Origin of the sequence: Antarcticibacterium sp. 1MA-6-2 (assembly GCF_021535135.1) — a bacterium.
Lineage (GTDB): Bacteria > Bacteroidota > Bacteroidia > Flavobacteriales > Flavobacteriaceae > Gillisia.
Map to the genome: position 1 here is coordinate 3485406 of NZ_CP091036.1, position 23271 is coordinate 3508676.

Below are 23271 nucleotides of genomic sequence, written 5' to 3' on the forward strand. Positions count from 1 at the left end.
ATGAAACATTTAAATATTTTATTAGCGGGTTTGGTAATTCTATTTTCATCCATTGCCTGTACTTCAGATTTTGAAGAGATAAATGAAGATCCTAACCGGATAGCCGAAATTAGCCCCGGGACCTTATTAAATCCAATCATATATGGTCTTGCCGATCATAACGCTTAGCAGGGCGGCCAGTATTACTTTTGATCTAATGCAGGTGGCCTTACCTTTTCCCAGTGTATCGGGAGGTTTGCACAGGTATGACGTGAGCCCGAATATTGGAAACTCCTCCTGGTACTGGTATTACAGGTGGCTTAACAATGTGAAAGAAATGAGACTTGCCGCTGTTGAGGCAGAAGATCCTAATTACGAGGCTATCGCTCTTACTTTTCAGGCCTATTTGTTTGCACAGTTGACAGATACTTTTGGGCTTAGTTCCAATGACCGAAGCGGTGATGGGAGAAGAGGGAAATTTCTACCCAAAATTTGATTCCCAGGAAAGCATATATGAAAAGATCCTGGCAGATCTTGAAAGGGCAAATTCGCTCTATGACCCGGAGCAAAATATGGTTTATGCTGAAGATATCCTTTTTCAAAATGATGTTGAAAGTTGGAGAAAATTCACAAATTCCCTGCATATGAGGCTGTTGCTTAGAATTTCCAACAGAGAGGAAGCAAATTCTTTTGAAAAGCTGGCCATGATGATCGGGAATCCTGAAGAATATCCTGTTTTTGAAAGTACAGAGGAATCTGCCATTCTTGAGGTAACAGGAGTTACTCCCAATGTTTCCCCATGGGGAAGGCCTCAGGATTTCAGGTTGAACGTCGCAATGGCAGAATTCTTTATTGATAATCTTAACCAACTTGAAGATCCAAGAAGACCAATTATAGCTACCCTGGCACGGGATCCTGAGAGTGAACCCATAGGTTATAAAGGGATCCCAAGTGCGTATGAAGGTGCCGAATCACAATTTGAATTTAATCCCTCTACTCTTAATATTGAGCAGGTTGAAAATCCTATGCAAATAATTATTCTTCCTTATTCTGAAGTAGAATTTATTAAAGCTGAAGTCGCACAAAGAGGATTCATACCAAATCCTGAAGAGCATTACAGGGCAGCGGTTACTGCAGCTATAGAACAATTGGAAGCCGAAGTTCCTGAAGGTTATTTTGAAAATGAATACGCAGCTTACGATGGAACTTTAGAACAAATAATGCTTCAGAAATATTTTGCACTATATTTTGTAGATTATCAGCAATGGTTTGAATACAGGAGAACAGGATTTCCTGAGCTTCCAAAGACTGAAGCTATGGAAAACAACGGGGAAATGCCTGCACGTTTCTTTTATCCTACAGATGTTCAAATAAGCAATGCTGAAAATTACCAGGAAGCAGTACAAATGCTTGGGGGTAGTGACGATATTAACACCAAAGTTTGGTGGGATCAATAAAAGAAAACTATGAAAAGAATTTTTGCCCTACTCTTTCTGATGTTTATACCTGTAATGCTTGTTGCTCAAACAAAGATACAGGGGCAGGTATTTAGAGATGCTAATAATAATGGACGATTAGATCCTTCAGAAAAAGGCCTGAATAAAGTGGCTGTTACCAATGGAAGAGTGGTAACTCTCACCGATAAGAATGGTAACTATAATTTAGAAATTAAGGAGGGAGACATAGTTTCGGTAATAAAACCGGCAGGTTATATACTTCCCGTAGATGAAAACAATTTACCACAGTTCTTTTACATATATAAGCCAAAAGGTTCTCCGGAATTAAAATTTCCGGGAGTGGCTCCTACGGGAAAATTACCTTCATCGGTTAATTTTCCTTTAATTCCTTCAGTACAAAAAGAAGAATTTTCTGCTCTATTTTTTGGAGATCCCCAGCCATATACAGCTCAGGAGGTGGAATATTTCAGAAAAGGAATTGTTTCAGAAATAGAAAAAAGTGAAAACATCCTCTTTGGACTTAGCCTGGGAGACCTGGTGGGGAACGACCTTGATCTGTTCAAACCCTATGTTAAAGCAATTGGAGAAGCTGATACTCCCTGGTTTAATGTCATAGGAAACCATGACCTTAATTTCGACGCAGTGTCAGACGAGTTGGCCGATGAGACATTTGAAGCTCATTTTGGTCCTGCAAATTTTGCATTCAATTACGGTAAAGTTCATTTCATCATCCTGGACGATATCCTTTATCCCGATCCACGGGATCAAAAAGGATATTGGGGTGGTTTAAGAGAAGATCAACTGGAATTTATAGAAAATGATCTTAGGTATGTTCCTAAAGATCATTTAATTGTATTGGCTTTTCATATCCCTCTGAGCGAACCGGGGAGAGGTGATTCCTTTAGAGATGAAGATCGAAAGGAGTTGTTCAGGATTTTAAAGGATTATCCTAATACCCTTTCCCTTTCTGCTCACACCCATATCCAAAGGCAGGATTTTTTAACTGCTGAAGATGGGTGGCTTCAGGAAAAGCCGCATCATCATTATAATGTGGGAACAACTTCCGGAAACTGGTATTCGGGAAAACTGGATAACCAGGGAATTCCTTATTCCACAATGGCAGATGGAACACCTAAAGGCTATGCTGTCATAAATTTTGACGGGGCCAAATATTCTATAGATTATAAGGTTGCGGGAAAACCTGCGGATTACCAAATGAATATTTTTGCTCCAAAGGTTGTGGCCAGAGGGAAGAATACGAAAGCAGGAATTTTCGTGAATTTCTTTATGGGGAGTGAAAAAGATACAGTTATGTATAGGGTCGACGATGGCGAATGGAAAAGGATGCAAAAAGCAGAAAGAGCAGATCCCGCATTCATTGAAAACGTGATGGAATGGGATCTAAAAACAGAGTTGATGCCGGGACGACGACCTTCTGATCCTGTTATTTCAACACATCTCTGGCGAGGTTCTATTCCTGTAAAGCTGGAGGAAGGTGAGCACATTATAGAAGTTAAAGCGACAGATATGTTCGGCCGTACCTTTACACAAAAAGAAAGTTATATTTTAAAAGATCCGGTGGACTTACCTGTTTCTAAAAAGTGAAACAGGAGAATTTTTAAAACCAGTATTTATTGTACAGTAGTTTTTATTTTAAGTAAGCCTGGAGGATATTAGCCCATACATGATATCCTTCAGCATTTAAATGGAGACCTTCTTCAGTATATTTTTTATTCAGTTTCTTCTCCTCATCGAGAAAATGTGGGTGTAGATCTATAAGATTTACCTGCTCCTTTGCAGCCAGCTCTCTTATTCCTTCGTTGACTTCTTTTATCACGTGGTCTTTGTTGTAATGGTTTTTATAGCGGGTAAAGCTATTATTCACTAAGCAGGAGGGTTTGAACATAAAGTTGAGTCTCCGGGCTCGCTTTTTTAATTTGCTGGATTATCTTTTCATAATTCCGCAGTATAAGTTCTGCAGGTACATTTCTGGATATATCATTTATCCCGACCAGGAGGAAAATTTTTGAGGGTTTACCTTCAGTTACTTCGTCCAGACGTTGCAAAATTCCAAAGCTGGTGTCACCAGAAATTCCGCGGTTTTTTGCAGTAGGTAACTGCAGTAATTCATTCCAGTCAGTATACTCCGTAAGGCTATTTCCTAAAAAAATAATATCTGTTTTAGAATCAGGATAGCTGCGAAACTGCTCCACTTTTAGAGAGTAGGTTCGGGGACGGTAAACAGTATCCATTTCCTCTGTTTGAGCGTAGGAAAAAGTGAAGAAAAAAGAAAAGATCAGGGAAGCGGGGAGGTGAATTTTCAAGAGTATAAATTTGTTACAAACTCCATTAAATGGGAGAAAGCAGGTTGATAGGTGATTCCTACTCCTAAAATAGTCAAACTTTCTCTTTTTTTAAATTTATAGGGCGTTTTTTCGCAGTCGAAATTTGTTCAAAAGCGAAATTTTGAAACTTTATCATTTGTTGGTTTTTGATTTCATAGAATTGAATGAATAATATTAAATGAATATGTTTGCCTTTATTTTGATTTAAAGACCGGATATAAATCGAGAAGATTAAAATGTCTTCTGTACTTTTAATGATTTTCCGTTTAAAAACATATTCTGAAATGAAATTTATAGTTTACCCGTTCCTGGTACTGTCATTTTTCTCCTGCAGTACTGCTGTCACTTCTGAAAAAAATCAGACCCCCTTAAAAGAAGCCATTGATTATGTAGATCCTAATATTGGTACCGCGCATAGCCGCTGGTTTTTCTATACTCCGGCTGCAGTTCCTTTTGGAATGGCCAAGTTGGGACCTTCTACCAACGGCAGCTACGGAAATGAAAATGGATGGGAAGCGGTAGGCTATGATGGAAGACATACCAGTATAGAGGGTTTTGCTAATTTGCATGAATTTCAAATTGGTGGTTTCCTCTTTACCGGGATTACAGGAGAACTTCAAACAACTCCGGGATCCCTTGAAGATCCTGAGAGTGGGTACAGGTCCAGATTTAACAAAGAAGAAGAAATTGCCACCCCGGGATATTATAAAGTAAAGCTTGAAGATTATGATGTTACAGCTGAACTCACCGCTACAAAAAGAGTGGGTTTTCAAAAGTATACTTTTCCTGAGTCTGATGAATCTTATCTTCTTTTTGATATAGGAAACCAACTGGGAGAAAGTGGGAAGGTAAAAGATGCTTCTGTTACTTTTAATGAAGATAACACTATTGAAGGTTGGGTAATTACCTATCCCGAATATGTGAAAAAGTATCAACCGGAAGGGGAAATTAGAATGTATTTTTCTGGTGTAATTGATAAGGTTCCGGGTGAGGTAGGAACATTTAAAGGAGAAGAGATTTTTGCAAATACCAAAGAGCAAACAGGTAATGGGGCCGGGTTATATTTAAAATTTAATACTGAAGAAGGAGAGGCGATCCTCATTAAAACCGACTTTTCATATACCTCTGTTGAAAATGCCCGATTAAATTTAGAAACTGAAGCTAAAAATATGTCTTTTGAAGAGGCAAGAAAAAGTGCTCAGCAGGTTTGGTCTTCAGAATTAAATAAAATAAAGGTTACTGATACTTCTGAAGTAAACAAAACGAAATTTTACACCGGGCTGTATCACGCATTGTTGGGAAGAGGACTGGGTAATGATGTAAATGGCCACTTTCCTGAGAATGATGGGACAGTGGGTCAAATTCCACTGGATGAGAATGGAGAACCTGAATTCACTTTTTACAATACAGATTCGGTTTGGGGGGCATTTTGGAACCTTACACAATTATGGACTCTGGCGTGGCCGGAGTATTACAATGATTTTGTACAATCGCAACTGGCAGTGTATAAGAATTCCGGCTGGTTAGGAGATGGATTAGCCAATTCAAAATTTGTTTCAGGTGTTGGGACTAATTTTGTTGGTCTCATTATAGCTTCGGCATATCAAAGTGGAATTAGGGATTATGATGTAGAACTAGCATTCCGGGCGGCCTATGAAAACGAGGTGAGGCATCTTGATCGCAATCCGGGGGCAGGAAAAACAGATCTTGGGCAATTTGTAAATAAGGGATATATCGAATATGTGCCCGGGTGGGATACCACTCCCGGGGGATCTGCTTTCTCAGTTTCACATACCCTGGAATACAGTTATAGCAGTTATGCAGTAGCGCAATTTGCCAAAGCTTTAGGCAAGGAGAAAGAATACCGGGAATTGATGAAACTCTCAAAAAACTGGAAAAATCTTTACGATGATTCCATAGATTTTGTGCGCCCAAAAACAGCTTACCGGAGAGTTTCTTGTTGATTTTGATCCTTTTGCTCCCTGGGTTGGATTTCAGGAAGGAAATGCCTGGCAGTATACTTTTTATGTTCCTCATACTCCTGAAGAATTAGTTTCAACCATGGGGGAAGAAAAATTTGTGAACCGACTGGATTCTATTTTTACTGTTTCTGAAAAAACGAAATTTGGAGGGGAAGATATAGATGCCTTTGCGGGGGTTAAATACCTCTATAATCAGGGAAATCAGCCAAACCTTCATATTCCCTGGTTATTCAATTTTACAAACAAACCCTGGTTAACTCAAAAGTGGGTAAGAAGGATCAATGATGAATTTTATGGAACAGGAGAAATTCATGGTTATGGCTTTGGCCAGGATGAGGATCAGGGGCAGTTGGGAGCCTGGTACGTAATGTCCGCTATTGGATTATTTGATGTTAAGGGGCTCATTGAAACCGAGCCATCCTTTCAGTTTGGAAGTCCTCTTTTTGAAGAAGTAAAAATTGACGTTGGAGGAGGTAAGACCCTAACTATGAGGACTAATAAAAATGGTCCTCAAAACTTTTATATCCAATCAATCCTTTTAAACGGTAAACCTTATTTGAAAAAAGAAATTCCTTTAAAGGAATTAAGAGATGGTGCTGTACTGGAATTTACTATGGGATCAACTCCGGAGCCGGGCCTTTTTAAAATGACAGAGAAATAGAAATTATGAGAAGGTAACTTGGGGAAATTTAAGTTTAAATTAAATTCCCGGTTTTTCGGTGACAGGCAAAATTAATCCGTGATAGAGGTGCAGGGATCACCTCCTGAGAAGTTCCTAATCTTTGTTTGTATGCTTCAACTAAATATAATTCCAAAAAAATAATAATTATGTTAACCGGGATACATCCAAAATTACCAATGCGGAATAGAAATAGGACCATTGAATATTATATGAATCTGGGATTTAAAAAATTTGGAGATGCTGAATATCCTGAGTATCTAATGTTGGAAAAGGACCAAGTCCAAATTCATTTTTTTAAATTTATAGACCTCAATCCAAAAGAAAATTATGGACAGGTCTACATCAGGACCAGCAACATTGACCATCTATACCAGTTCTTTTTAGATAGGAAGGTAAACATACACCCAAACGGAAATCTGCAAATCAAAACCTGGGGACAAAGAGAATTTTACTTACTTGATCCCGATAATAACCTATTGACCTTTGGACAATCCATTTAAAATGAAGGCAAAATTCCCTTCTTAATCTTCAATTTCTTTCCTGTAAAGGGATTTTCTACATCCTTAAAATCTGAGATTCAATTTTGCGCCTGGCCACGCTGGCTGGCAGAAAGTACAGTTCCACGTGGGCAAAATCCTATCATTATCCGCTCATTTGAAATAGATCAAAAATGGAACAGGAAGATAATTTTAAAGTTTTATTAGGATTTCCTTTTAAATGTTCATATGTTTGAACATACTAATCGAGATCATTCTTATGAACCTGTTATATAAAAGTTTACTTCTCTTTACCTTTTTTTCTATAACGTTTTCGCTATTGGGCCAGAATCATAATTTAGCTAAGGATGCAGAAATAACCGCGTCAAGCGTTTTAAGTCCGGAAAAGTCTGCTGATAAAATTGCTGATGGAATTATTGGTGTGGAAGATATGGGGGAATGGGCTTGTGAAGGAATGAAAACAAGCTGGGGATATATTGAATTGCCCTGGATCAAAATGGAATGGGAAGAACCTCAAATCATTAACCGTATCGTTCTATATGATAGGGCGACAGAAAAAGAAAATGCCGCGAGTGTAAAAATAGTATTTAGTGATGGAAGTGAAATTTATGTTAGGCAGATTCCCGGAAATGGAAATGGGAAAGAAATTACTTTTGAATCTAAAACAATAGAATGGCTAAAAATAGAGGTAACCGATGCTGACGGTAAAGATATCGGGTTTTCCGAAATTGAAGTTTTTGCTGCTCCCCAACATACAAATGATCCTATTGACTGGGTAGATCCTTATATTGAATCCAGCAGGGGCCGCTACATATTCTTCATTACTGGTTCCAGACCCTTCGGAATGGCATCAGCTGCCCCTATGACCCGCAATAAGAACCAGTATGGTGGAGGTTATAACTATAATTCTGAATATATCCTTGGGTTTCACCAAATCCATAGTTGGATGCTGGGAGGTCTTGAGGTTATGCCTGCTCCAGCCCATATAGATCCTACTGATGGAAGGCAAAGCTGGAAGTCCAGGTTTAGCCATGAAGACGAAATTGTAAGCCCCGGCTTTCACAGGGTTTTTCTTCGCGATCACAATATATGGGTAGAAAACACTACTACAGAAAGGGTAAGCTTTTATAAGTACTAGTTTACAAAAAATATGGAAGCCCAAATTATCACCAATCTTTCTGGTCTTGTCAATAATAATGTTATGACAAATGCTGAAGTGAAAAAGGTAAGCTCTACTGAATTTGAAGGTTCTTTTAGTACGGTGGACCGCTTCTGGGGAGGACCTAAGGAGGTTAAAGTGTTTTTTGTGGCTGCTTTTGATAAACCCTTTAAGCAGATGGATGCGTGGGATGAACAGAAGCGTATCCGGGACGTAAAGGAGGTCAAAGGAGATAGTCTTGGGGTTGTTAATCTGTACGATGTAAAGGCAGGAGAGGAACTAAAAATGAAAATTTCTATTTCATATACCAGTATTGCTAACGCACGAAATAACATGGAGGCAGAACTTCCTCACTGGGATTTTGATAAGGTGAAAAAAGATTCCAGAGATATATGGAATGACTGGTTAGGAAAAATTCAGATTAAGGGAGGTACCCACGAGCAAAGGGTCAAATTTTACACTGATCTTTGGCACGTGCTACTTGGAAGGCAGAAAATTAATGATATTTCAGGTGATTATCCCGACCGTACAACCGGGAAAAGAGAAGGTAATTTCACCGATGCCGTTTTTAAAGTAAAAACATTACCAAAAGACGAACAGGGGAATTTAAAGTTTAATATGTACAATTCTGATGCCTGGTGGCTTTCACAGTGGAATTTGAATATCCTCTGGGGCCTGGCCTGGCCGGAAGTCATGGATGAAATGTCTGCATCCATGGTACAATATGCAGAAAATGGCTACCTGCTGCCAAGGGGTCCATCAGGGGGAGGTTATTCTTACATAATGACCAGTTCTCCAGCCACTAATCTTATTGCTGCCACTTTCCAAAAGGGACTTCTTACCAAAATTGATCCAGCTATAGCCTATGAAAAAGTTAAGCAAAACCTGCTGCCTGGTGGGATGCTGGGAGATAAAGAGGATATTAAATTCTATACTAAAAATGGCTATTGGCCGGGAAATGCAGGTATTACATTAGAAGCTGCGTTTCAGGATTACGCTCTATCACAATGGGCAAAGAAAATAGGAAAGAAAGACGATGCTAAATTCTTTGAAGGTCGTTCAATGGGCTGGAAAAAGCTTTTTAAAGAAAGCCAGAACCTGGTCTTTCCGAAGAACAGGGAAGGGGAATTCATGCATGACGATCCCCTATCAGGAGCAGGTTGGGTAGAGGCTAATGCCTGGCAGGCAACCTGGTCAGTTTCACATGCTATTCCTGATCTTGCTGCGTTAATGGATGGGGAGGAAGTACTGTGTGAGAAATTAAACCACGCTTTTGAAATGGCCAAGGATGATGACTTTGTGTTTGGATACAGTGAGGGTTATTTAAGCTATGCAAATCAACCCGGCTGTTCAAATGCCCATGTCTTTAATCATGCAGGTAAACCCTGGTTGACCCAGTATTGGGTGAGACGGGTCAAAGAGCAGGCTTATGGTGGAACTACTCCGGAATTAGGATATGGAGGGCATGATGAGGACCAGGGACAAATGGGAGGAGTGAGTGCTTTAATGGCTATTGGAATTTTCAGCCTTAAAGGAACTGTCGATAATCAGCTTAGTTTATGATATTACCAGCCCCATCTTTGATGAGGTGGTGATAAAATTAGATCCCAAATACTATACTGGAGACACCTTCACGATTAGGACCCATAATAATTCCAGGGAAAATATGTACATCCAGAGTGCCACTCTTAATGGTAAGGGTCATAAAAAATATTGGTTTCCACACGAATTATTTGCAAAGGGTGGAGAACTGGAGATTTATTTAGGTCCTGAACCAAATATAAAATGGGGGGCAAAGTAAATTTTTAAGGTATTAGAATTAATAATAGGTACGCATCTCAACCACAAAATTCAACTGAATCAATAAATCTAAAATCGTTTTTTAATCCACTAAAATTCATAATATGAAAGTTTTTCGTTATCCAAAAGCCTGGCTGTTACCGGTTTTCCTGTTCTGCTTTGGTTTTAATGTCACAGCTTTTTCTCCAGCTCCCATTCCGGTAGTTCAGCAGGGGATCCCTATAACAGGAACGGTTACCTCGACCGATGGAGAGATTTTGCTGGGGGTGAATGTGCTTATTAAAGGCACTACGGAAGGTACCATTACAGATTTCGATGGAAACTTTACACTCAGCGTTCCCAATGAGGATGCTGTACTGGTTTTCTCCTATTTAGGATTTGAGACTCAGGAAGTGAGAGTGGGTGATCAGCGAGAATTTAATATTCAGCTGGAAGGGGGCGAAAATGAACTTTCAGAAGTGGTGCTAATAGGTTATGGAGGCCAGCGCAGATCTGATTTGACTGGAGCAATTTCCTCGGTGAGTGCAGAAGAACTGCAGAATGTTGCTGTTACTACTTTTGAACAGGCACTGCAGGGAAGAGCTGCGGGAGTGGAGGTCACTCAAACTACAGGTGTTCCCGGTGGGGAGACCAACATCAGGATTCGTGGTACCAGCTCGGTCAATGCAAGTAGTGAACCTTTATATGTGATCGACGGGATGTTGGTTAACAGCAATGGAAACGAAGTTTCTATGGGGGCAAGAGGACCAAGGGTTGGACCTTTGGCCACCATCAATCCCAATGATATAGAATCTATAGAGATTCTTAAAGATGCTTCTGCTACAGCAATTTATGGTTCCCGCGGAGCCAATGGTGTAATTTTAATTACCACCAAAAAAGGAAGAGCGGGAGCAGGTACCGTTAATTTTAATGCTTATTACGGGGTACAACAGGTGAGCAATAAATTAGATCTTTTAAATGCCTCTCAATTTGCAGAACTTGTAAATGAAGCTCAAATGAATGTGGGAAGAAACCCTGTTTATGTAAATCCTTCAACTTTGGGTGAGGGGACCGACTGGCAGGAAGAATTATTCCGTTTGGCACCTGTAGCCGATTATCAGCTTTCTTTTTCGGGAGGGGATGAGAAAACCAGTTATTCCATTTCAGGAGGATATTTTACACAGGATGGTATTGTGATTGGTTCAGATTTCGAACGTTACTCCTTCCGAACAAATTTGGAAAGAGATATCAATGACTTAGGTTAACTGTGGGGAGCAATCTTTCCTATGCCAGGATCAATTCTAACGGTGTTTTGACCGGGGCAGGTAATTTAAACCAGGGAGTCATTGCCAATGCTCTTCAAATGAATCCTATACTTCCGGTTTATAATCCAAATATTCCGGGAGGTTATACTTACGAGCACGATAGAAAAGAGGGTATTCAAAACCCTGTGGCCGAAGCTTTGGAGTATATAGCCGTTACCAATACCTCCAGACTTTTAGGAAATGCATTTGCTGAATATGAGCTTATTAGTAACCTTAATTTCAGAACAAGTTTTGGTATTGATGCGGTAACTACAAAAGCAAGTACGTTTGGACCGAATTTTTTAAGGCAGGCAGAAAGCAGTGGTGGGGAAGCCTCAGTAAGTGACCTGCAGGCCCTTACCTGGTTGAATGAAAACACCTTAACTTTTAATCACTCGTTTAATGACACTGACAGGCTTACGGCACTTGCTTGATTTTACAATGCAACAATTCAGGAACGAATCTCTTTTTGCTCTGGCTTTTGGTTTTCCTGACGGCAGGACGGGTTATCACAATTTAGGTGCTGCAGAAAATCCTCAAAATCCGGCTAATAATGAATTAGAATGGTCCATGCTTTCGTACCTGGGAAGAGTAAATTACGCCCTGAAGGATAAGTACCTCTTTACTTTATCGGGAAGGATAGACGGATCTTCGAAATTTGCTGAAGGTAATAAATATGGATTTTTCCCTTCGGGAGCTTTCGCCTGGAGAATCATCAATGAACCTTTCATGCAGGACAATGATTTCTTTGATGACCTTAAATTTCGTGTGAGTTATGGTGTGACAGGAAACCAGTCTATAGGTCCATACAATTCTCTGGCGCTTATTGCACCATTTGGAGAAGGGGTTTTTAATTATGGGCCAGATGCAACAGTTTTTTTCGGACAGGAGCCAACGAGTTATCCTAATCAGGACCTAAAATGGGAGACTACCCGCCAGGCTAACTTTGGAGTAGATGCCCGCTTCTGGAATGGACGTTTGACATTAACTGCCGATTTCTATGATAAAAAGACTTCTGATCTTTTGTTGGGTACACCTATCCCGTTTACAACTGGATTTCAAACAACCTTACTTAATGTTGGAAATGTGAATAACCGCGGTTTTGGACTGGAGTTGGCTGCAGATGTCTTCACTGGTGAATTCACCTGGAACTCTTCTGGAAATATTTCTGTAAACAGGAATGAAATTGCCAATCTTTCCAGGGATGAGGACATTAATCTCTTAGCAGGTGGAAGTATCCTAAGAGAGGGTTATCCTATTGGAACTTTTGAAGGTTACGTATTTGACGGGATTTTCCAAAGTCAGGAGGAGGCTAATTCAGGACCCAGACTAAGAGGGGAAACTCCTCAGGCAGGAGATAGAATGTATCGAGACCTTAGTGGTCCCAACGGTGAGCCTGATGGATTTGTAGATGAATTTGACAGAACTATCCTTGGAACGGCCGAGGCTGATTTTACCTGGGGCTTCAGCAATGATTTTTCCTATAAGAATTTCAGTTTGAACGTGTTTCTTCAGGGTTCTGAAGGTAATGAGATGGTAAATATGAATACCCTGAATTTACAAAATTTGAATGGACAACAAAACGTACTTGCTGAAGCAGGATTAAACAGATGGACACCAGATAATCCCAGCAACTTATATCCCCGGGCAAATGCAAATGATGTTTTTAACTCTGCCTTCTCGTCCCGGTTTGTTGAGGATGCCTCTTACATCAGGCTTAAGAACATAACCCTGGGATATGAACTTCCTGAGGGAATAATAACAAAAGTGGGAATAGAAAGACTACGTATATACGGTAGTGCTACCAATCTTTTTACAATCACAGATTACAGCGGATATGATCCTGAAGGGAATGCTTATCTAGCTCTACTAACCTCGTGGGAATCGATAGCGGAACCTATCCAATGGCGAAAACCTATACGATTGGGATTAACATAGGACTATAAAAAATTTAAATAAGAAGACATGAAAAATTTTCAATTAAACTCTATAAAAGTCACTATTGGTGTTCTTCTGCTCGGGATGTTCACTTCCTGTAGTGATTTCCTGGAAGAGGATCCTCAAAATCAGGTGGCTACCAGTAATTACTATACAACCCAACAAGATGCCATTGCTGCCGTAAATTCCATCTATGGATATTTGGGTTCATATAACGCTGGCAATACTGCCGGGGTATATCACAGCACCTTTTGGGTAACACTTGGCCTGGCTTCAGATGAAATGTTAAGCAATCAATTGGGAACTCCACAGTTTGACCAGTTGGCCAATTTCTCTCACAATGCAGAAAATGCTGCTATTCTGGAAATTTGGCAAATGCATTATAAGACTATTTATCTGGCAAATATTGCTATAGAAAGGATCCCGCTTATTGAAATGGACGAGGATCTTCGGGAGCGTCTTGTAGATGAAGCTAAATTCCTTCGCGGCCTGCTGTATTTTAATCTGGTTCGTATGTTTGGGGAAGTACCCTTACTGGTATCAGAGGATTCACCTCTAAATCCTGAAGTCGCTACTGTGGAAGAGATCTACAGCCAGATCGTTCAGGATCTATCAGATGCTAAAAATCTTCCAATGGTTGGGGAGATACAACGAGGTAGAGCTACTGTGGGGCTGCAACAGCTCTTTTAGCAAAAGTTTACCTTAGAATAGGAATGTACGAGCAGGCTTCACAAGCTGCTTTAGATGTTATAAACAATCATCCTTATGGACTTTGGGAAGATTTTTCAGATAATTTCAGAATTCCTAACAGAGGAGGAAAGGAAAGTATTTTTTCAGTTGGATTTGGTACAGGAGGTGGAGCTATATCCTTCTGGGAAGTGGGTCAGTTCAATGTGAGGCTGTTACCTTCCCGCCTGAGTTCTGAAGCCGGAATCACTAATGCTCAGGGTTGGCAATATGCTACCAATGATCTATACGAGACTTTTGCTGATACTGATGAACGCAAAGAAGCTACCTTTCTTACACAGTTCGTGGCCAATGACGGTAGCAATGTAATTTTAGACCGGGTTTGGATTGATAAATACTGGGATAGGACTGCAGAACCTAATGGTGGTGATTCCAACCAGGATTTCCCGGTAATTAGATATGCCGATGTGTTATTGGTTTATGCAGAAGCGCAAGCAAGATTGGGCAATTTTGGAGTAGCAAATGACTACCTTAATATGGTTCGGGAACGGGCAGGACTTGGAGAAATTTCAGCTACTAATATGGAAGATTTTATTGATTTAATTCTTGAAGAAAGAGGAAGAGAGTTTGTGGCCGAAGGACAACGTTGGTTTGACCTTACACGTCTTGGACGTCTTGAAGAAGCGGTTATGGAAGCTAAAGGAGTATCAGTATCCAGCCATCATTATCTTTTTCCAATCCCTCAGCGGGAGCGTGATGTAAATCCTAACCTTCCACAAAATGATGGTTATTAATAGAGGAAATAATTTAAAATTGAAGCAATAAAAAAATTCAGAATATTTGGTATTGGCCTTATGTTATGCCTGCCACTGGTGCTAGGTTGTGAGTCAGATGATGCACAGGGACCGGAAGATTTCTATGACCAGGGAGATTTTATTGTGCAACTGGATGCTCAAAAAAGTCCGGGAAAAGGTCAATATAGAACTGTACTACAATCTGATCAAACGCTAACTGTAGATGTTCACGTTGAATCAAATGAAAATCTTGAAAGCCTCATGATTTATAAAACTCTCAACCTGGAAGCTGATGCGTCTTTTGGGAGTGGAGGATCAATGGAAGTACAGGCAACCGGAAACAGTTTTGACTACCAATTCACTTACGAACCTACTGTGACAGATGTTGATGAACTTGTTGGTTTTACTTTCACTGCGGTTACAACTTCAGGAAAAATGCAAACGAGTGATCTTACAGCCGTTGTGACCTTATCACCAATGGATAATTTGGTGACAAAAAGATGGGTTTGGACTTCAATCAAACACGTAAATGAGGATAATGCAGAGGTGATCAATGACTGCGAAAAAGACAATTCCTTCCTTTTTAATGCGGACGGAACTATGAGTATAGACTACGGTGCTATTACAGGAACCGGAAATTGTGGTTTTGACGGCCTCACTCCTTATGCGAACTGGTATATCACTGAGGATGGGGAGTTTTTTGTAATGGAAAAATACAATGTCTTTACTCCCGATATTATTCAGGAGGAGCGTTATAGATTAGTGACTCTTAGCGTAGATCAACTTCAATTAGCCCTGGAGGTGGATCTTACGGTGTTTGGTCTTGGAATTGAAACTTTCCTGTACACTTTTGAACCGGAACCCAGAGACTAAGAAATATGTAAATAAGTAAAGACAGCAGGTCAATAGCTATCCTGACCTGCTGTTTAAACAGTAAAGAATGGCAGGTTTAAATGCCCGATAATCCTAAATTCAATATTATGCTTAAGAATTCCTACAGCAACTCCTTAAAGTACTTTTTAATCTTTTCGCTTCTGGTTTGGTCCTGTAATTCCGATAAAGATAAAAAGGAAGATGTTTCAACAGAAACCGAAAATGAATTGGAGTTTACTGTAGCTCCTGCACCCGAATGGAGTGCAGTGTTTAAACGCAACTCCGGTTGGTTTGGAGGAGATGGAATATTTGCAATTCCATATTCCGGAGATGATAATAAAACCGAATCAGATAGTATTCTATTTCTGTTCAGTGACACTATGTTTGGAGAAATAGAGAATGGGGAATTGGTACCAGGTTACCGCATGGTACATAATTCGGTTGGATTGTTTAAAAAAGGACAGGATCTCCTAAATACCGACTTCTTTCTGTCGGAAGATGAATCAGGTCAAAAGGTTAGTATGTTTACTCCCAATACTGAAGGTGATGAATATTACTGGCTGGGAGATGGTTTTGTTAATCCCAAAAATGACAAGCTTTATATTTTTGCCTACCGCATTAGGGATACTCATGACGGGAGTGCTTTTCCTTTTGAAGAAGTAGGAAATGATTTGCTAGTAATTGAAAATAAGGATCAAATCCCTCTGGAAACAACAAGTCAACTTCCAATTCCTCATTCCTACAAAGAGCTTTCGGGGCCTCCTATTTCTTTTGGTGCAGGTGTTTATACCGAGGGTGATGATGTTTATATCTATGGAGTAAGAGGACCAAATAAAGAGTTAGTGGTAGCGAGAACGAAAGCTGAGACTATTGAAGATTTTAGTACCTGGGAATTTAAGGCTCCCGATATCTGGACAAAAGAGCACGGACTAATGGAAAATATTGCACAGCAGGTTTCGAATGAGTTAAGTGTCTCAAAGCTGGAAAATGGTCAATATGCACTTATTTATCAGGGAGGAGGAATCAATCCTAACATTTTTATGCAATTAGGAGATACTCCGGCTGGTCCTTTTGGCGAAAAACAAGAAATCTGGAATACCTCACAGGAGGTTGATGATCCTGATCTTTTTACTTACAATGCAAAAGCTCATCCTGCAATTTCAGGTCCGGGGGAATTACTTGTAAGTTATAATGTGAACAGTTTTAAATTCTTTGAAATAATTGAAAGCAAACCTAATCTTTACAGACCCCGGTTCGTGAAAATTAAATTTAATAAGTAGAAAAAGCCGAACCATGTCAACTGCACAAATCTCAAAGAAATATATTATTAAATTAACTGTTGTTGCTGCCCTTGGAGGACTTCTCTTTGGTTATGACACCGCAGTAATTGCAGGAGCAATAGGTTTCCTGCAGGAAAAATTCAATTTAAGTCCCGCTATGGTGGGCTGGGCAGCAAGTAGTGCCATTTGGGGATGCGTTTTAGGTGCACTTGTAGCTGGCTATGCCAGTGATAAATGGGGACGTAAAAAAATACTTTTGGTGACTGCTTTATTGTTTTCTCTTTCGGCAATATGGTCTGCATTAGCTAATGACTTAAGTATATTCATTGTCGCCAGGTTTATTGGAGGTGTGGGAGTGGGAGCCGCTTCAATGTTGTCTCCACTTTACATATCAGAATCTGCTCCTGCAAAGATACGGGGGACTCTGGTGAGTGTTTACCAGCTTGCAATAGTCCTGGGAATCAATATTATTTATGTTGTCAATTATCTTATCTCTGTATCAGGTGATCCCCAATGGAATATAGATCTAGGATGGAGATGGATGTTGGGTTCTGAAATTATTCCTGCAGGTATATTTTTTATTTTATTGTTTTTAGTACCGGAAAGTCCGCGTTGGCTTTTGGCTAATGGACATGACGATAAAGCCCGGGACATCCTTTCAAGAATTAATGGTTCTGAGGCAATGGCAATTGAAAATGAAATTAAATCTACCTTAAATGAGGAAAGGGGAACTTTTAAAGAACTTTTTGGAAAGAAATATCGTATGGCACTTATCGTAGGTGTCGTGCTTGCTCTTTTCTCACAAATCACAGGGATTAATGCCATTATTTATTTTGCCCCTGAAATATTTAAGAGCATAGGAATGGGCGTAGAGTCAGCCTTTTTTCAAACGATCTTGATAGGAATTATTAATACCATATTTACCTTTCTTGCCATCTGGCTTATCGACAAAGCAGGAAGGAGAAAACTGCTTTTAGGAGGAGTGACGGGAATGATATTGTGCCTTTTGGGTACAGCATTATGCTTTCAGTTCGAATTGTTTGGAGGGCCGTGGCTGTTATTGTTTATCCTGGGGTTTATTGCCAGTTTTGCCTCTTCTTTAGGACCGATCCCGTGGGTGCTTATTTCTGAAATATTTCCTACCAAAACCCGGGGTGTGGCCATGTCATTTTGCACGCTTATCCTGTGGGTGGGGGTCATTTTGATAACACAGTTAACGCCTATGGCCTTAGAAAATCTGGGAGGAGCAACAACTTTCTTTATATTCATGGGCAACTCCATCTTCCTGCTCATCTTTACCTGGTTATTTATCCCAGAAACTAAACAGAGAAGCCTGGAAGAAATCGAAAAAAGCTGGAGATCACCAGAAAAGTTATCTGAAATGGACGTAAAATCAAAAGAGTAGGATGAATCGGAAAATTTTTATTTCCCTCCAACAATTAGATCTGGACCTAAGCTTAAAAAATAGAAAAGTTTGAAAGAAGTATTTTTAGTAATGGACATGGGCGGCACCCAAATAAAGATTGCGCTTATCCATGGCAACGGTAAAATTATACAGGTTAAAAGTCTCAACTCCCGGGCGGAAATGACGATGGAAAACAGGCTGGAGGCTCTGGTTCCTGATATAAATGAGCTAATTAGTACAGATTATAATTTAAAAGGAATCGGAATTGCTTTTCCGGGAATAATAGATTTTGACAAAGGACAAATCCTGTCAAAATATGTGAAATACCCGCAGGCCCATATAACAGATATCCCAGGTTGGGCTAAAAAACACTGGGATGTTCCCTTACTTATTGAAAATGATGCCCGGGCAGCACTGGTTGGAGAATGGCAACATGGTTCGGGAAAAAATTGTGATAATCTTGTAATGGTCACCCTGGGAACCGGAATGGGTTCCGCAGTTTTAATAAATGCTGAACTTTTAAGAGGCAAAAATTACCTCGCCGGAAATTTGGGAGGACATATGTCAATAGATTTTGAGGGAGATTTTTGTAACTGCGGGAATAAGGGTTGTGTTGAGACTGCCGGATCCACCTGGGCACTAAAGAGAAATTTAGAAAAGATACCAAACTATAAGAGCAGCAGCCTTGCACAGGGAGAGACTTTAAACTTTTTAGAAGTTTTTACCAAAGCTTCCCAGGGAGATGAAGTAGCAGAGAAACTTAAGTTAAAAAGCCTGGAGGCCTGGGCTGCAGCAATAATAAACCTTTTACACGCATTTGATCCCGAAAAGCTGATCCTTGGAGGTGGAGTTATGCAGAGTAAAGAAGAAATAATTCCATTTCTTGAGAAGAGAGTGGGGGAACGTTCCTGGCTTTCAGAAGCAGGAGTCGAGATTGTGGCTGCAGAGCAATCTAAATATGCCGGACTTCTTTGGGTTGTGTTACTTGCTCGGGAAACATATAGTTTAAATGGAGATTTTGAGTGAATAGGTAAAGACTAAACTGCAGAAAATATGAAAGGACGTCTAAAAAGTTGCAAGCTGGGACTAACCTGTTACAGGGTTAGTCCAATTACCAAGAATAAAGAAGCAACTTAAGAATTCTTCAAAAACAGTTCAATAGATACCAGAACTGGAATCAGGAAAGAAAAAAAATTGAGCCGGAAAGGCCCTGGAAAAATAAAAATAGCATGAAATCTAATTACAATAAGACCCCGAAGATTAAGATTAGTGAGAACAATAATGATTTAAAAATAGGTTGGGAAAATATACTGACACATCTAAATGAGAAACTCCGTGCCATCTCCGGATCAAATGGTGTAAAACTCGCCATAGATACTTACCAGGGAGTGGATGATACAGAAATTTTGTTGGCCTTAAAGCAAATGTCTCCTGATAAGCTTTATGAAACCAAAAAAGTATTTAAGGAGGAGAAGCTTATAGCAGAAATGGTTTTTCCTTTCGTTACAGATGATCGGATTTTTGGATATATGTCCAATCTGGAAATGAATGATTTTTTCGATCAGCCCAAACTTAAAGAACTGAAGGAGCAGATTGAGAAGGACAGCGGTTCTCTTAAAATTATTTATGGCCCTGGAGCAAGTTTATTGGTTGAGGCCGATGTTACCGTGTATATTGATATGGCACGTTGGGAAATTCAGCAACGAATGAGAAAGGATGAGATAAGTAATTTAGGAGTGTCCAACGAGACGGTAGATATCGCCCGTAGATATAAACAATCCTTCTTTGTAGACTGGAGAGTTATGGACCGTCATAAAATGAAGATTTTTGATAAGGTCGATTTCTTTGTAGATGCTAATAAAAAAGGGGAGCCTAAAATGATAGAGCAGTCGGTTCTTAACGCTGCTTTGAAAAAAGCTACTCAGCAGCCATTTCGGGTAGTTCCGTTTTTTGATCCGGGACCCTGGGGAGGACAGTGGATGAAGGAGGTTATGGATCTGGACCGGACTGAGATAAATTTTGCATGGAGTTTTGATTGCGTGCCAGAAGAAAACAGTTTGCTCCTGGGATTTGGAGATCAAACTTTTGAAACTCCTGCAATAAACCTGGTGCTGAGGGAAGCTCCTCAATTGCTGGGAGACCATGTGTATGATAAATTTGGAGCTGAATTTCCAATAAGATTTGACTTTCTTGACACTATGAAGGGTGGAAATTTAAGTTTGCAGGTACACCCCGACAAGGATTATATTAAAGAGCAGTTTGGGATGAGTTACACCCAGGACGAGAGTTATTATATGATGGAGGCAGGTAATGACGCCGTCGTATACCTGGGGCTTAAAAATGATGTGGATCCCGATGAAATGATCAGAGAATTAAAAGTAGCCCAGGAAACGGGGGGTGATTTTGATGCTGATAAGCATGTAGGAAAATACGAAATTAAAAAGCACGACCACATCTTAATTCCATCCGGAACGGTGCATTGCTCAGGAAAGGACAGCGTTGTCCTCGAAATTAGCGCTACTCCTTATATATTTACATTTAAACTGTGGGATTGGGGCAGACTTGGGCTGGACAACCTTCCAAGGCCAATAAATATAGAACACGGTGAAAAGGTGATCGACTGGTCCCGAAGAGAGGAGTTCAGCCAGAAAGAATTGATCAACAAGATAGAAATAGTAGATGAAGGAGATGGTTGGGTAGAAGAAAGAACAGGGCTCTATCCTACTGTGTTCATTGAAACCAGGAGACACTGGTTTACGGGAACAGTACCCCATAAAAACGAAGATGGAGTAAATATACTGAACCTTGTGGAAGGAGAGGAAGCAATTGTGGAAAGCCCCACAGGTGCTTTTGAACCCTTTGTGGTACATTATGCTGAAACTTTTATAGTTCCCGCCTCGGTAACTGAATATACTATCAGGCCATTTGGAGAATCGGAAGGAAAAAAGCTCGCCACTGTTAAAGCTTTTGTAAGAAAATAGAAAATTTTTTGAAAGAGTATGTAACTATTCCTGACCGGATAAGCTAATTTTAAAATTTTAGGAAATATTGATATGAAACAACTTCTGTTCCTACAAAAGCAAATTCCTTCCTTACGGGGGGGAATTTGCTTTTTATTTTTTATGCTGGTTTTGATACCTCTCCACGCCCAGGAAAAACAAGACCTGCAATTTGGAAATTTGTTTCAGGACCACATGGTGCTGCAACGGACCAAACCTATAAATATTTGGGGTTCTGCCTTACCGGGAAGAAAGGTAAGAGTAAGCATGAACGGCAATGATGTTTCGGCTAAAACAAATTCCCAGGGGCAGTGGCAAGTGGCGCTGCCTCCGCTGAAAGAAAAAGGGCCTTATACCATTTCAGTTGTGTCGGGTACTGATAGAAGGGACCTTAAAGATGTATTGGTGGGAGATGTATGGATCGCTTCCGGGCAATCTAACATGGAATGGCTTAGTGAAAAACACCAATTTTAAAGAAATGGACAGCAGCTGGATCAAAGAGGCTGAAATTCGACTGTTAAAAATATTACCTGAGACAGATTACCAACCACAAAAAGAAAGTAGAAATTTGGGTTGGCAAACATTAAGTGATGAAAATATAGCCAACTTTTCTGCCGTGGCTTATCATTTTGGAAAATCTATCTATAAAGAAACAGGTGTGCCATTGGGAATAATTTCAGCAAACTTAGGAGCTACAACTATAGAGACCTGGATGAGTAATGAAGCACTGTCTAAATTTCCGCAGTTTCAAACGAAAGACAGAAAAAGTTTTAAGGAGCTGAGAGAACAATTTAAAGAAGGTACTGCAAATTGGTCTGAGGATCAATATTATGAAGGTGAGGGATTACAACAGCAATGGTATAAGGGATCAAATCAACCTGCTTCTGGTTGGAAGCCTATAGAAGTTGCGGGAAATACCTGGGAGAATGTTGAAGATCTTAAAGATTATGATGGTGCGGTGTGGTTTCGAAAATCTTTTGATCTGCCAGATAATTTCACAGGGGATTCTTTAACTCTTCAACTTTCACAAATTGATGATCATGATATAACATGGGTCAATAATATAAAGGTGGGGGAGACCTTTGGGCGGCATAATCACAGAAATTATAAGGTAGCCGTATCAAACCTTAAGAAAAACAAGAATCTTTTAGTAGTTCGCGTGTTTGATGCAGGCGGTATTGGAGGATTTACAACAAACGCCTTTTGGGGAAATGAAATTCTCTGGGGAACCTGGGAATACTATAGAGGTAAGGCCGTGGAGGCAACAGAATTTACAAGTCCTGAACTGGCCAATGTCTCTCCCTTTTCTTCTCCTGCTGTTCTTTTTAACGGTACAATAGCACCTCTGTTGGAATTGGGAATAAAGGGAGTCATTTGGTATCAGGGTGAATCTAACGAGCTAAGGGCCTATGAATACCGAAGCCTTTTCCCGGCATTGATAAAGGACTGGAGGAAGCAATTTGACCAGGGCCCATTTCCGTTCCTGTTCGTACAACTCGCTAACTACCGGGAGGAGACCCAGGAACCGAATGAATCATTGTGGGCAGAGCTACGGGAAGCTCAGGAGTTGGCTCTCAAAGAAGAAAATACCGGAATGGCCGTAGCCATAGATTTAGGTGAAGCAAATGACATTCATCCTAAAAACAAGGAAGATGTAGGAAAGCGCCTGGGGAGACTGGCCCTTAAACTCGCATATGACAAGGATATACTTGCAGAAGGTCCCAGATTTGATGGGATGGAAATAAAAGGAGATCAGGCAGTAATTAGTTTTATTAATACGGGAAAAGGACTAGTTGCGAAAGATAAATACGGCTATATAAGAGGTTTTCAAATTGCGGGGAGCGATAAAAAATTTTATTGGGCACAGGCAAGTTTAGTAAATGATACCATTGTGGTTCGGTCTCACCAGGTTAAATCCCCTGTGGCTGTACGATATGCCTGGAGTGATAATCCCGGGGAACTGGACCTTTATAATTCCGAAGGTTTACCGCTGGTTCCTTTCCGGACTGATAACTGGAAATTATCAACTGAAGGGGAGATTTTTCAGGATGGTCCCAGGTTCTAATTCAAAAAAGATAAATAGTAATACCTTTGTTAATTTTGTAAGCTCT

General features: G+C 40.1%; 19 protein-coding genes and 2 pseudogenes. 19 read left to right on the forward strand and 2 right to left on the reverse strand.

Annotated elements, in window-relative coordinates; all coding sequences use genetic code 11:
- Positions 1-1436, forward strand: a pseudogene (locus LZ575_RS17805) (SusD/RagB family nutrient-binding outer membrane lipoprotein).
- Positions 1437-1445: 9 nt separating this feature from the next.
- Positions 1446-3041 (forward strand): calcineurin-like phosphoesterase family protein, encoded by a 1596-nt coding sequence (locus tag LZ575_RS17810; RefSeq protein ID WP_235326152.1) that lies wholly within the window; start codon positions 1446-1448, stop codon positions 3039-3041.
- Positions 3042-3084: 43 nt separating this feature from the next.
- Here LZ575_RS17810 and LZ575_RS17815 read toward each other — a convergent pair whose 3' ends face one another.
- A complete protein-coding gene (locus LZ575_RS17815; protein ID WP_235326154.1) occupies positions 3085-3321 on the reverse strand; it encodes a GDSL-type esterase/lipase family protein in 237 nt (78 codons plus the stop codon).
- Positions 3314-3760, reverse strand: a complete 447-nt coding sequence (locus tag LZ575_RS17820) for a GDSL-type esterase/lipase family protein (RefSeq protein ID WP_235326157.1) — start codon at positions 3758-3760, stop codon at positions 3314-3316. Before LZ575_RS17820 ends, LZ575_RS17815 begins: the two co-directional genes overlap by 8 nt.
- A 305-nt stretch (positions 3761-4065) precedes the next feature.
- Between LZ575_RS17820 and LZ575_RS17825 the strand changes: the two genes are divergently transcribed.
- The 17 genes and pseudogenes from LZ575_RS17825 to LZ575_RS17900 all read left to right on the forward strand — a co-directional run bounded on the left by LZ575_RS17825 (position 4066) and on the right by LZ575_RS17900 (position 23225).
- On the forward strand, positions 4066-5745 hold the full coding sequence (locus tag LZ575_RS17825) for a glycoside hydrolase domain-containing protein (RefSeq protein ID WP_235326159.1): 1680 nt from the start codon (positions 4066-4068) through the stop codon (positions 5743-5745).
- On the forward strand, positions 5705-6424 hold the full coding sequence (locus tag LZ575_RS17830; protein ID WP_235326162.1) for a glycoside hydrolase domain-containing protein: 720 nt from the start codon (positions 5705-5707) through the stop codon (positions 6422-6424). Before LZ575_RS17825 ends, LZ575_RS17830 begins: the two co-directional genes overlap by 41 nt.
- A 167-nt stretch (positions 6425-6591) precedes the next feature.
- Positions 6592-6945 carry a VOC family protein gene (locus LZ575_RS17835; protein WP_235326164.1) on the forward strand — a complete coding sequence of 118 codons (354 nt, stop codon included), beginning with the start codon at positions 6592-6594 and terminating at the stop codon, positions 6943-6945.
- Positions 6946-7201: 256 nt separating this feature from the next.
- Positions 7202-9664 (forward strand): annotated as a pseudogene (locus tag LZ575_RS24380) (GH92 family glycosyl hydrolase).
- Positions 9665-9689: 25 nt separating this feature from the next.
- Complete coding sequence (locus tag LZ575_RS22795; RefSeq protein ID WP_255702670.1) at positions 9690-9902, forward strand: glycoside hydrolase domain-containing protein; 213 nt, start codon at positions 9690-9692, stop codon at positions 9900-9902.
- Positions 9903-10005: 103 nt separating this feature from the next.
- The gene (locus LZ575_RS17845; protein WP_235326166.1) at positions 10006-11145 is read left to right on the forward strand and encodes a SusC/RagA family TonB-linked outer membrane protein; all 1140 of its coding nucleotides are present in this window, start codon (positions 10006-10008) and stop codon (positions 11143-11145) included.
- Positions 11146-11147: 2 nt separating this feature from the next.
- Complete coding sequence (locus LZ575_RS17850; protein WP_235326168.1) at positions 11148-11618, forward strand: hypothetical protein; 471 nt, start codon at positions 11148-11150, stop codon at positions 11616-11618.
- On the forward strand, positions 11587-13122 hold the full coding sequence (locus tag LZ575_RS17855) for a SusC/RagA family TonB-linked outer membrane protein (protein WP_235326170.1): 1536 nt from the start codon (positions 11587-11589) through the stop codon (positions 13120-13122). Before LZ575_RS17850 ends, LZ575_RS17855 begins: the two co-directional genes overlap by 32 nt.
- A 27-nt stretch (positions 13123-13149) precedes the next feature.
- On the forward strand, positions 13150-13812 hold the full coding sequence (locus LZ575_RS17860; protein WP_235326172.1) for a RagB/SusD family nutrient uptake outer membrane protein: 663 nt from the start codon (positions 13150-13152) through the stop codon (positions 13810-13812).
- Positions 13813-13835: 23 nt separating this feature from the next.
- Positions 13836-14603, forward strand: a complete 768-nt coding sequence (locus tag LZ575_RS17865; protein ID WP_235326174.1) for a RagB/SusD family nutrient uptake outer membrane protein — start codon at positions 13836-13838, stop codon at positions 14601-14603.
- Positions 14604-14663: 60 nt separating this feature from the next.
- Positions 14664-15476 carry a hypothetical protein gene (locus tag LZ575_RS17870; protein ID WP_235326177.1) on the forward strand — a complete coding sequence of 271 codons (813 nt, stop codon included), beginning with the start codon at positions 14664-14666 and terminating at the stop codon, positions 15474-15476.
- Between the two features lie 107 nt (positions 15477-15583).
- The gene (locus LZ575_RS17875) at positions 15584-16756 is read left to right on the forward strand and encodes a hypothetical protein (RefSeq protein ID WP_235326179.1); all 1173 of its coding nucleotides are present in this window, start codon (positions 15584-15586) and stop codon (positions 16754-16756) included.
- A 13-nt stretch (positions 16757-16769) separates the two neighbouring features.
- Positions 16770-18161 (forward strand): sugar porter family MFS transporter, encoded by a 1392-nt coding sequence (locus tag LZ575_RS17880; protein ID WP_235326181.1) that lies wholly within the window; start codon positions 16770-16772, stop codon positions 18159-18161.
- A 69-nt stretch (positions 18162-18230) separates the two neighbouring features.
- Positions 18231-19187, forward strand: a complete 957-nt coding sequence (locus LZ575_RS17885) for an ROK family protein (protein WP_235326183.1) — start codon at positions 18231-18233, stop codon at positions 19185-19187.
- Between the two features lie 203 nt (positions 19188-19390).
- Positions 19391-21142, forward strand: coding sequence for a class I mannose-6-phosphate isomerase (locus LZ575_RS17890; protein ID WP_235326185.1), 1752 nt, complete (start codon positions 19391-19393; stop codon positions 21140-21142).
- 72 nt (positions 21143-21214) lie between these two features.
- Positions 21215-21634 carry a hypothetical protein gene (locus LZ575_RS17895; RefSeq protein ID WP_235326187.1) on the forward strand — a complete coding sequence of 140 codons (420 nt, stop codon included), beginning with the start codon at positions 21215-21217 and terminating at the stop codon, positions 21632-21634.
- On the forward strand, positions 21615-23225 hold the full coding sequence (locus LZ575_RS17900; protein WP_235326189.1) for a sialate O-acetylesterase: 1611 nt from the start codon (positions 21615-21617) through the stop codon (positions 23223-23225). Before LZ575_RS17895 ends, LZ575_RS17900 begins: the two co-directional genes overlap by 20 nt.
- Positions 23226-23271 lie beyond the last annotated feature (46 nt).

What these genes read in the sequence shown, in the direction of transcription:
- LZ575_RS17810 (WP_235326152.1), top strand. Translation starts at nt 1,446, where the DNA reads ATGAAAAGAATTTTTGCCCTACTCTTTCTGATGTTTATACCTGTAATG.
- LZ575_RS17825 (WP_235326159.1), top strand. Translation starts at nt 4,066, where the DNA reads ATGAAATTTATAGTTTACCCGTTCCTGGTACTGTCATTTTTCTCCTGC.
- LZ575_RS17835 (WP_235326164.1), top strand. Translation starts at nt 6,592, where the DNA reads ATGTTAACCGGGATACATCCAAAATTACCAATGCGGAATAGAAATAGG.
- LZ575_RS17845 (WP_235326166.1), top strand. Translation starts at nt 10,006, where the DNA reads ATGAAAGTTTTTCGTTATCCAAAAGCCTGGCTGTTACCGGTTTTCCTG.
- LZ575_RS17855 (WP_235326170.1), top strand. Translation starts at nt 11,587, where the DNA reads ATGACACTGACAGGCTTACGGCACTTGCTTGATTTTACAATGCAACAA.
- LZ575_RS17860 (WP_235326172.1), top strand. Translation starts at nt 13,150, where the DNA reads ATGAAAAATTTTCAATTAAACTCTATAAAAGTCACTATTGGTGTTCTT.
- LZ575_RS17865 (WP_235326174.1), top strand. Translation starts at nt 13,836, where the DNA reads ATGTACGAGCAGGCTTCACAAGCTGCTTTAGATGTTATAAACAATCAT.
- LZ575_RS17870 (WP_235326177.1), top strand. Translation starts at nt 14,664, where the DNA reads ATGTTATGCCTGCCACTGGTGCTAGGTTGTGAGTCAGATGATGCACAG.
- LZ575_RS17875 (WP_235326179.1), top strand. Translation starts at nt 15,584, where the DNA reads ATGCTTAAGAATTCCTACAGCAACTCCTTAAAGTACTTTTTAATCTTT.
- LZ575_RS17880 (WP_235326181.1), top strand. Translation starts at nt 16,770, where the DNA reads ATGTCAACTGCACAAATCTCAAAGAAATATATTATTAAATTAACTGTT.
- LZ575_RS17890 (WP_235326185.1), top strand. Translation starts at nt 19,391, where the DNA reads ATGAAATCTAATTACAATAAGACCCCGAAGATTAAGATTAGTGAGAAC.
- LZ575_RS17895 (WP_235326187.1), top strand. Translation starts at nt 21,215, where the DNA reads ATGAAACAACTTCTGTTCCTACAAAAGCAAATTCCTTCCTTACGGGGG.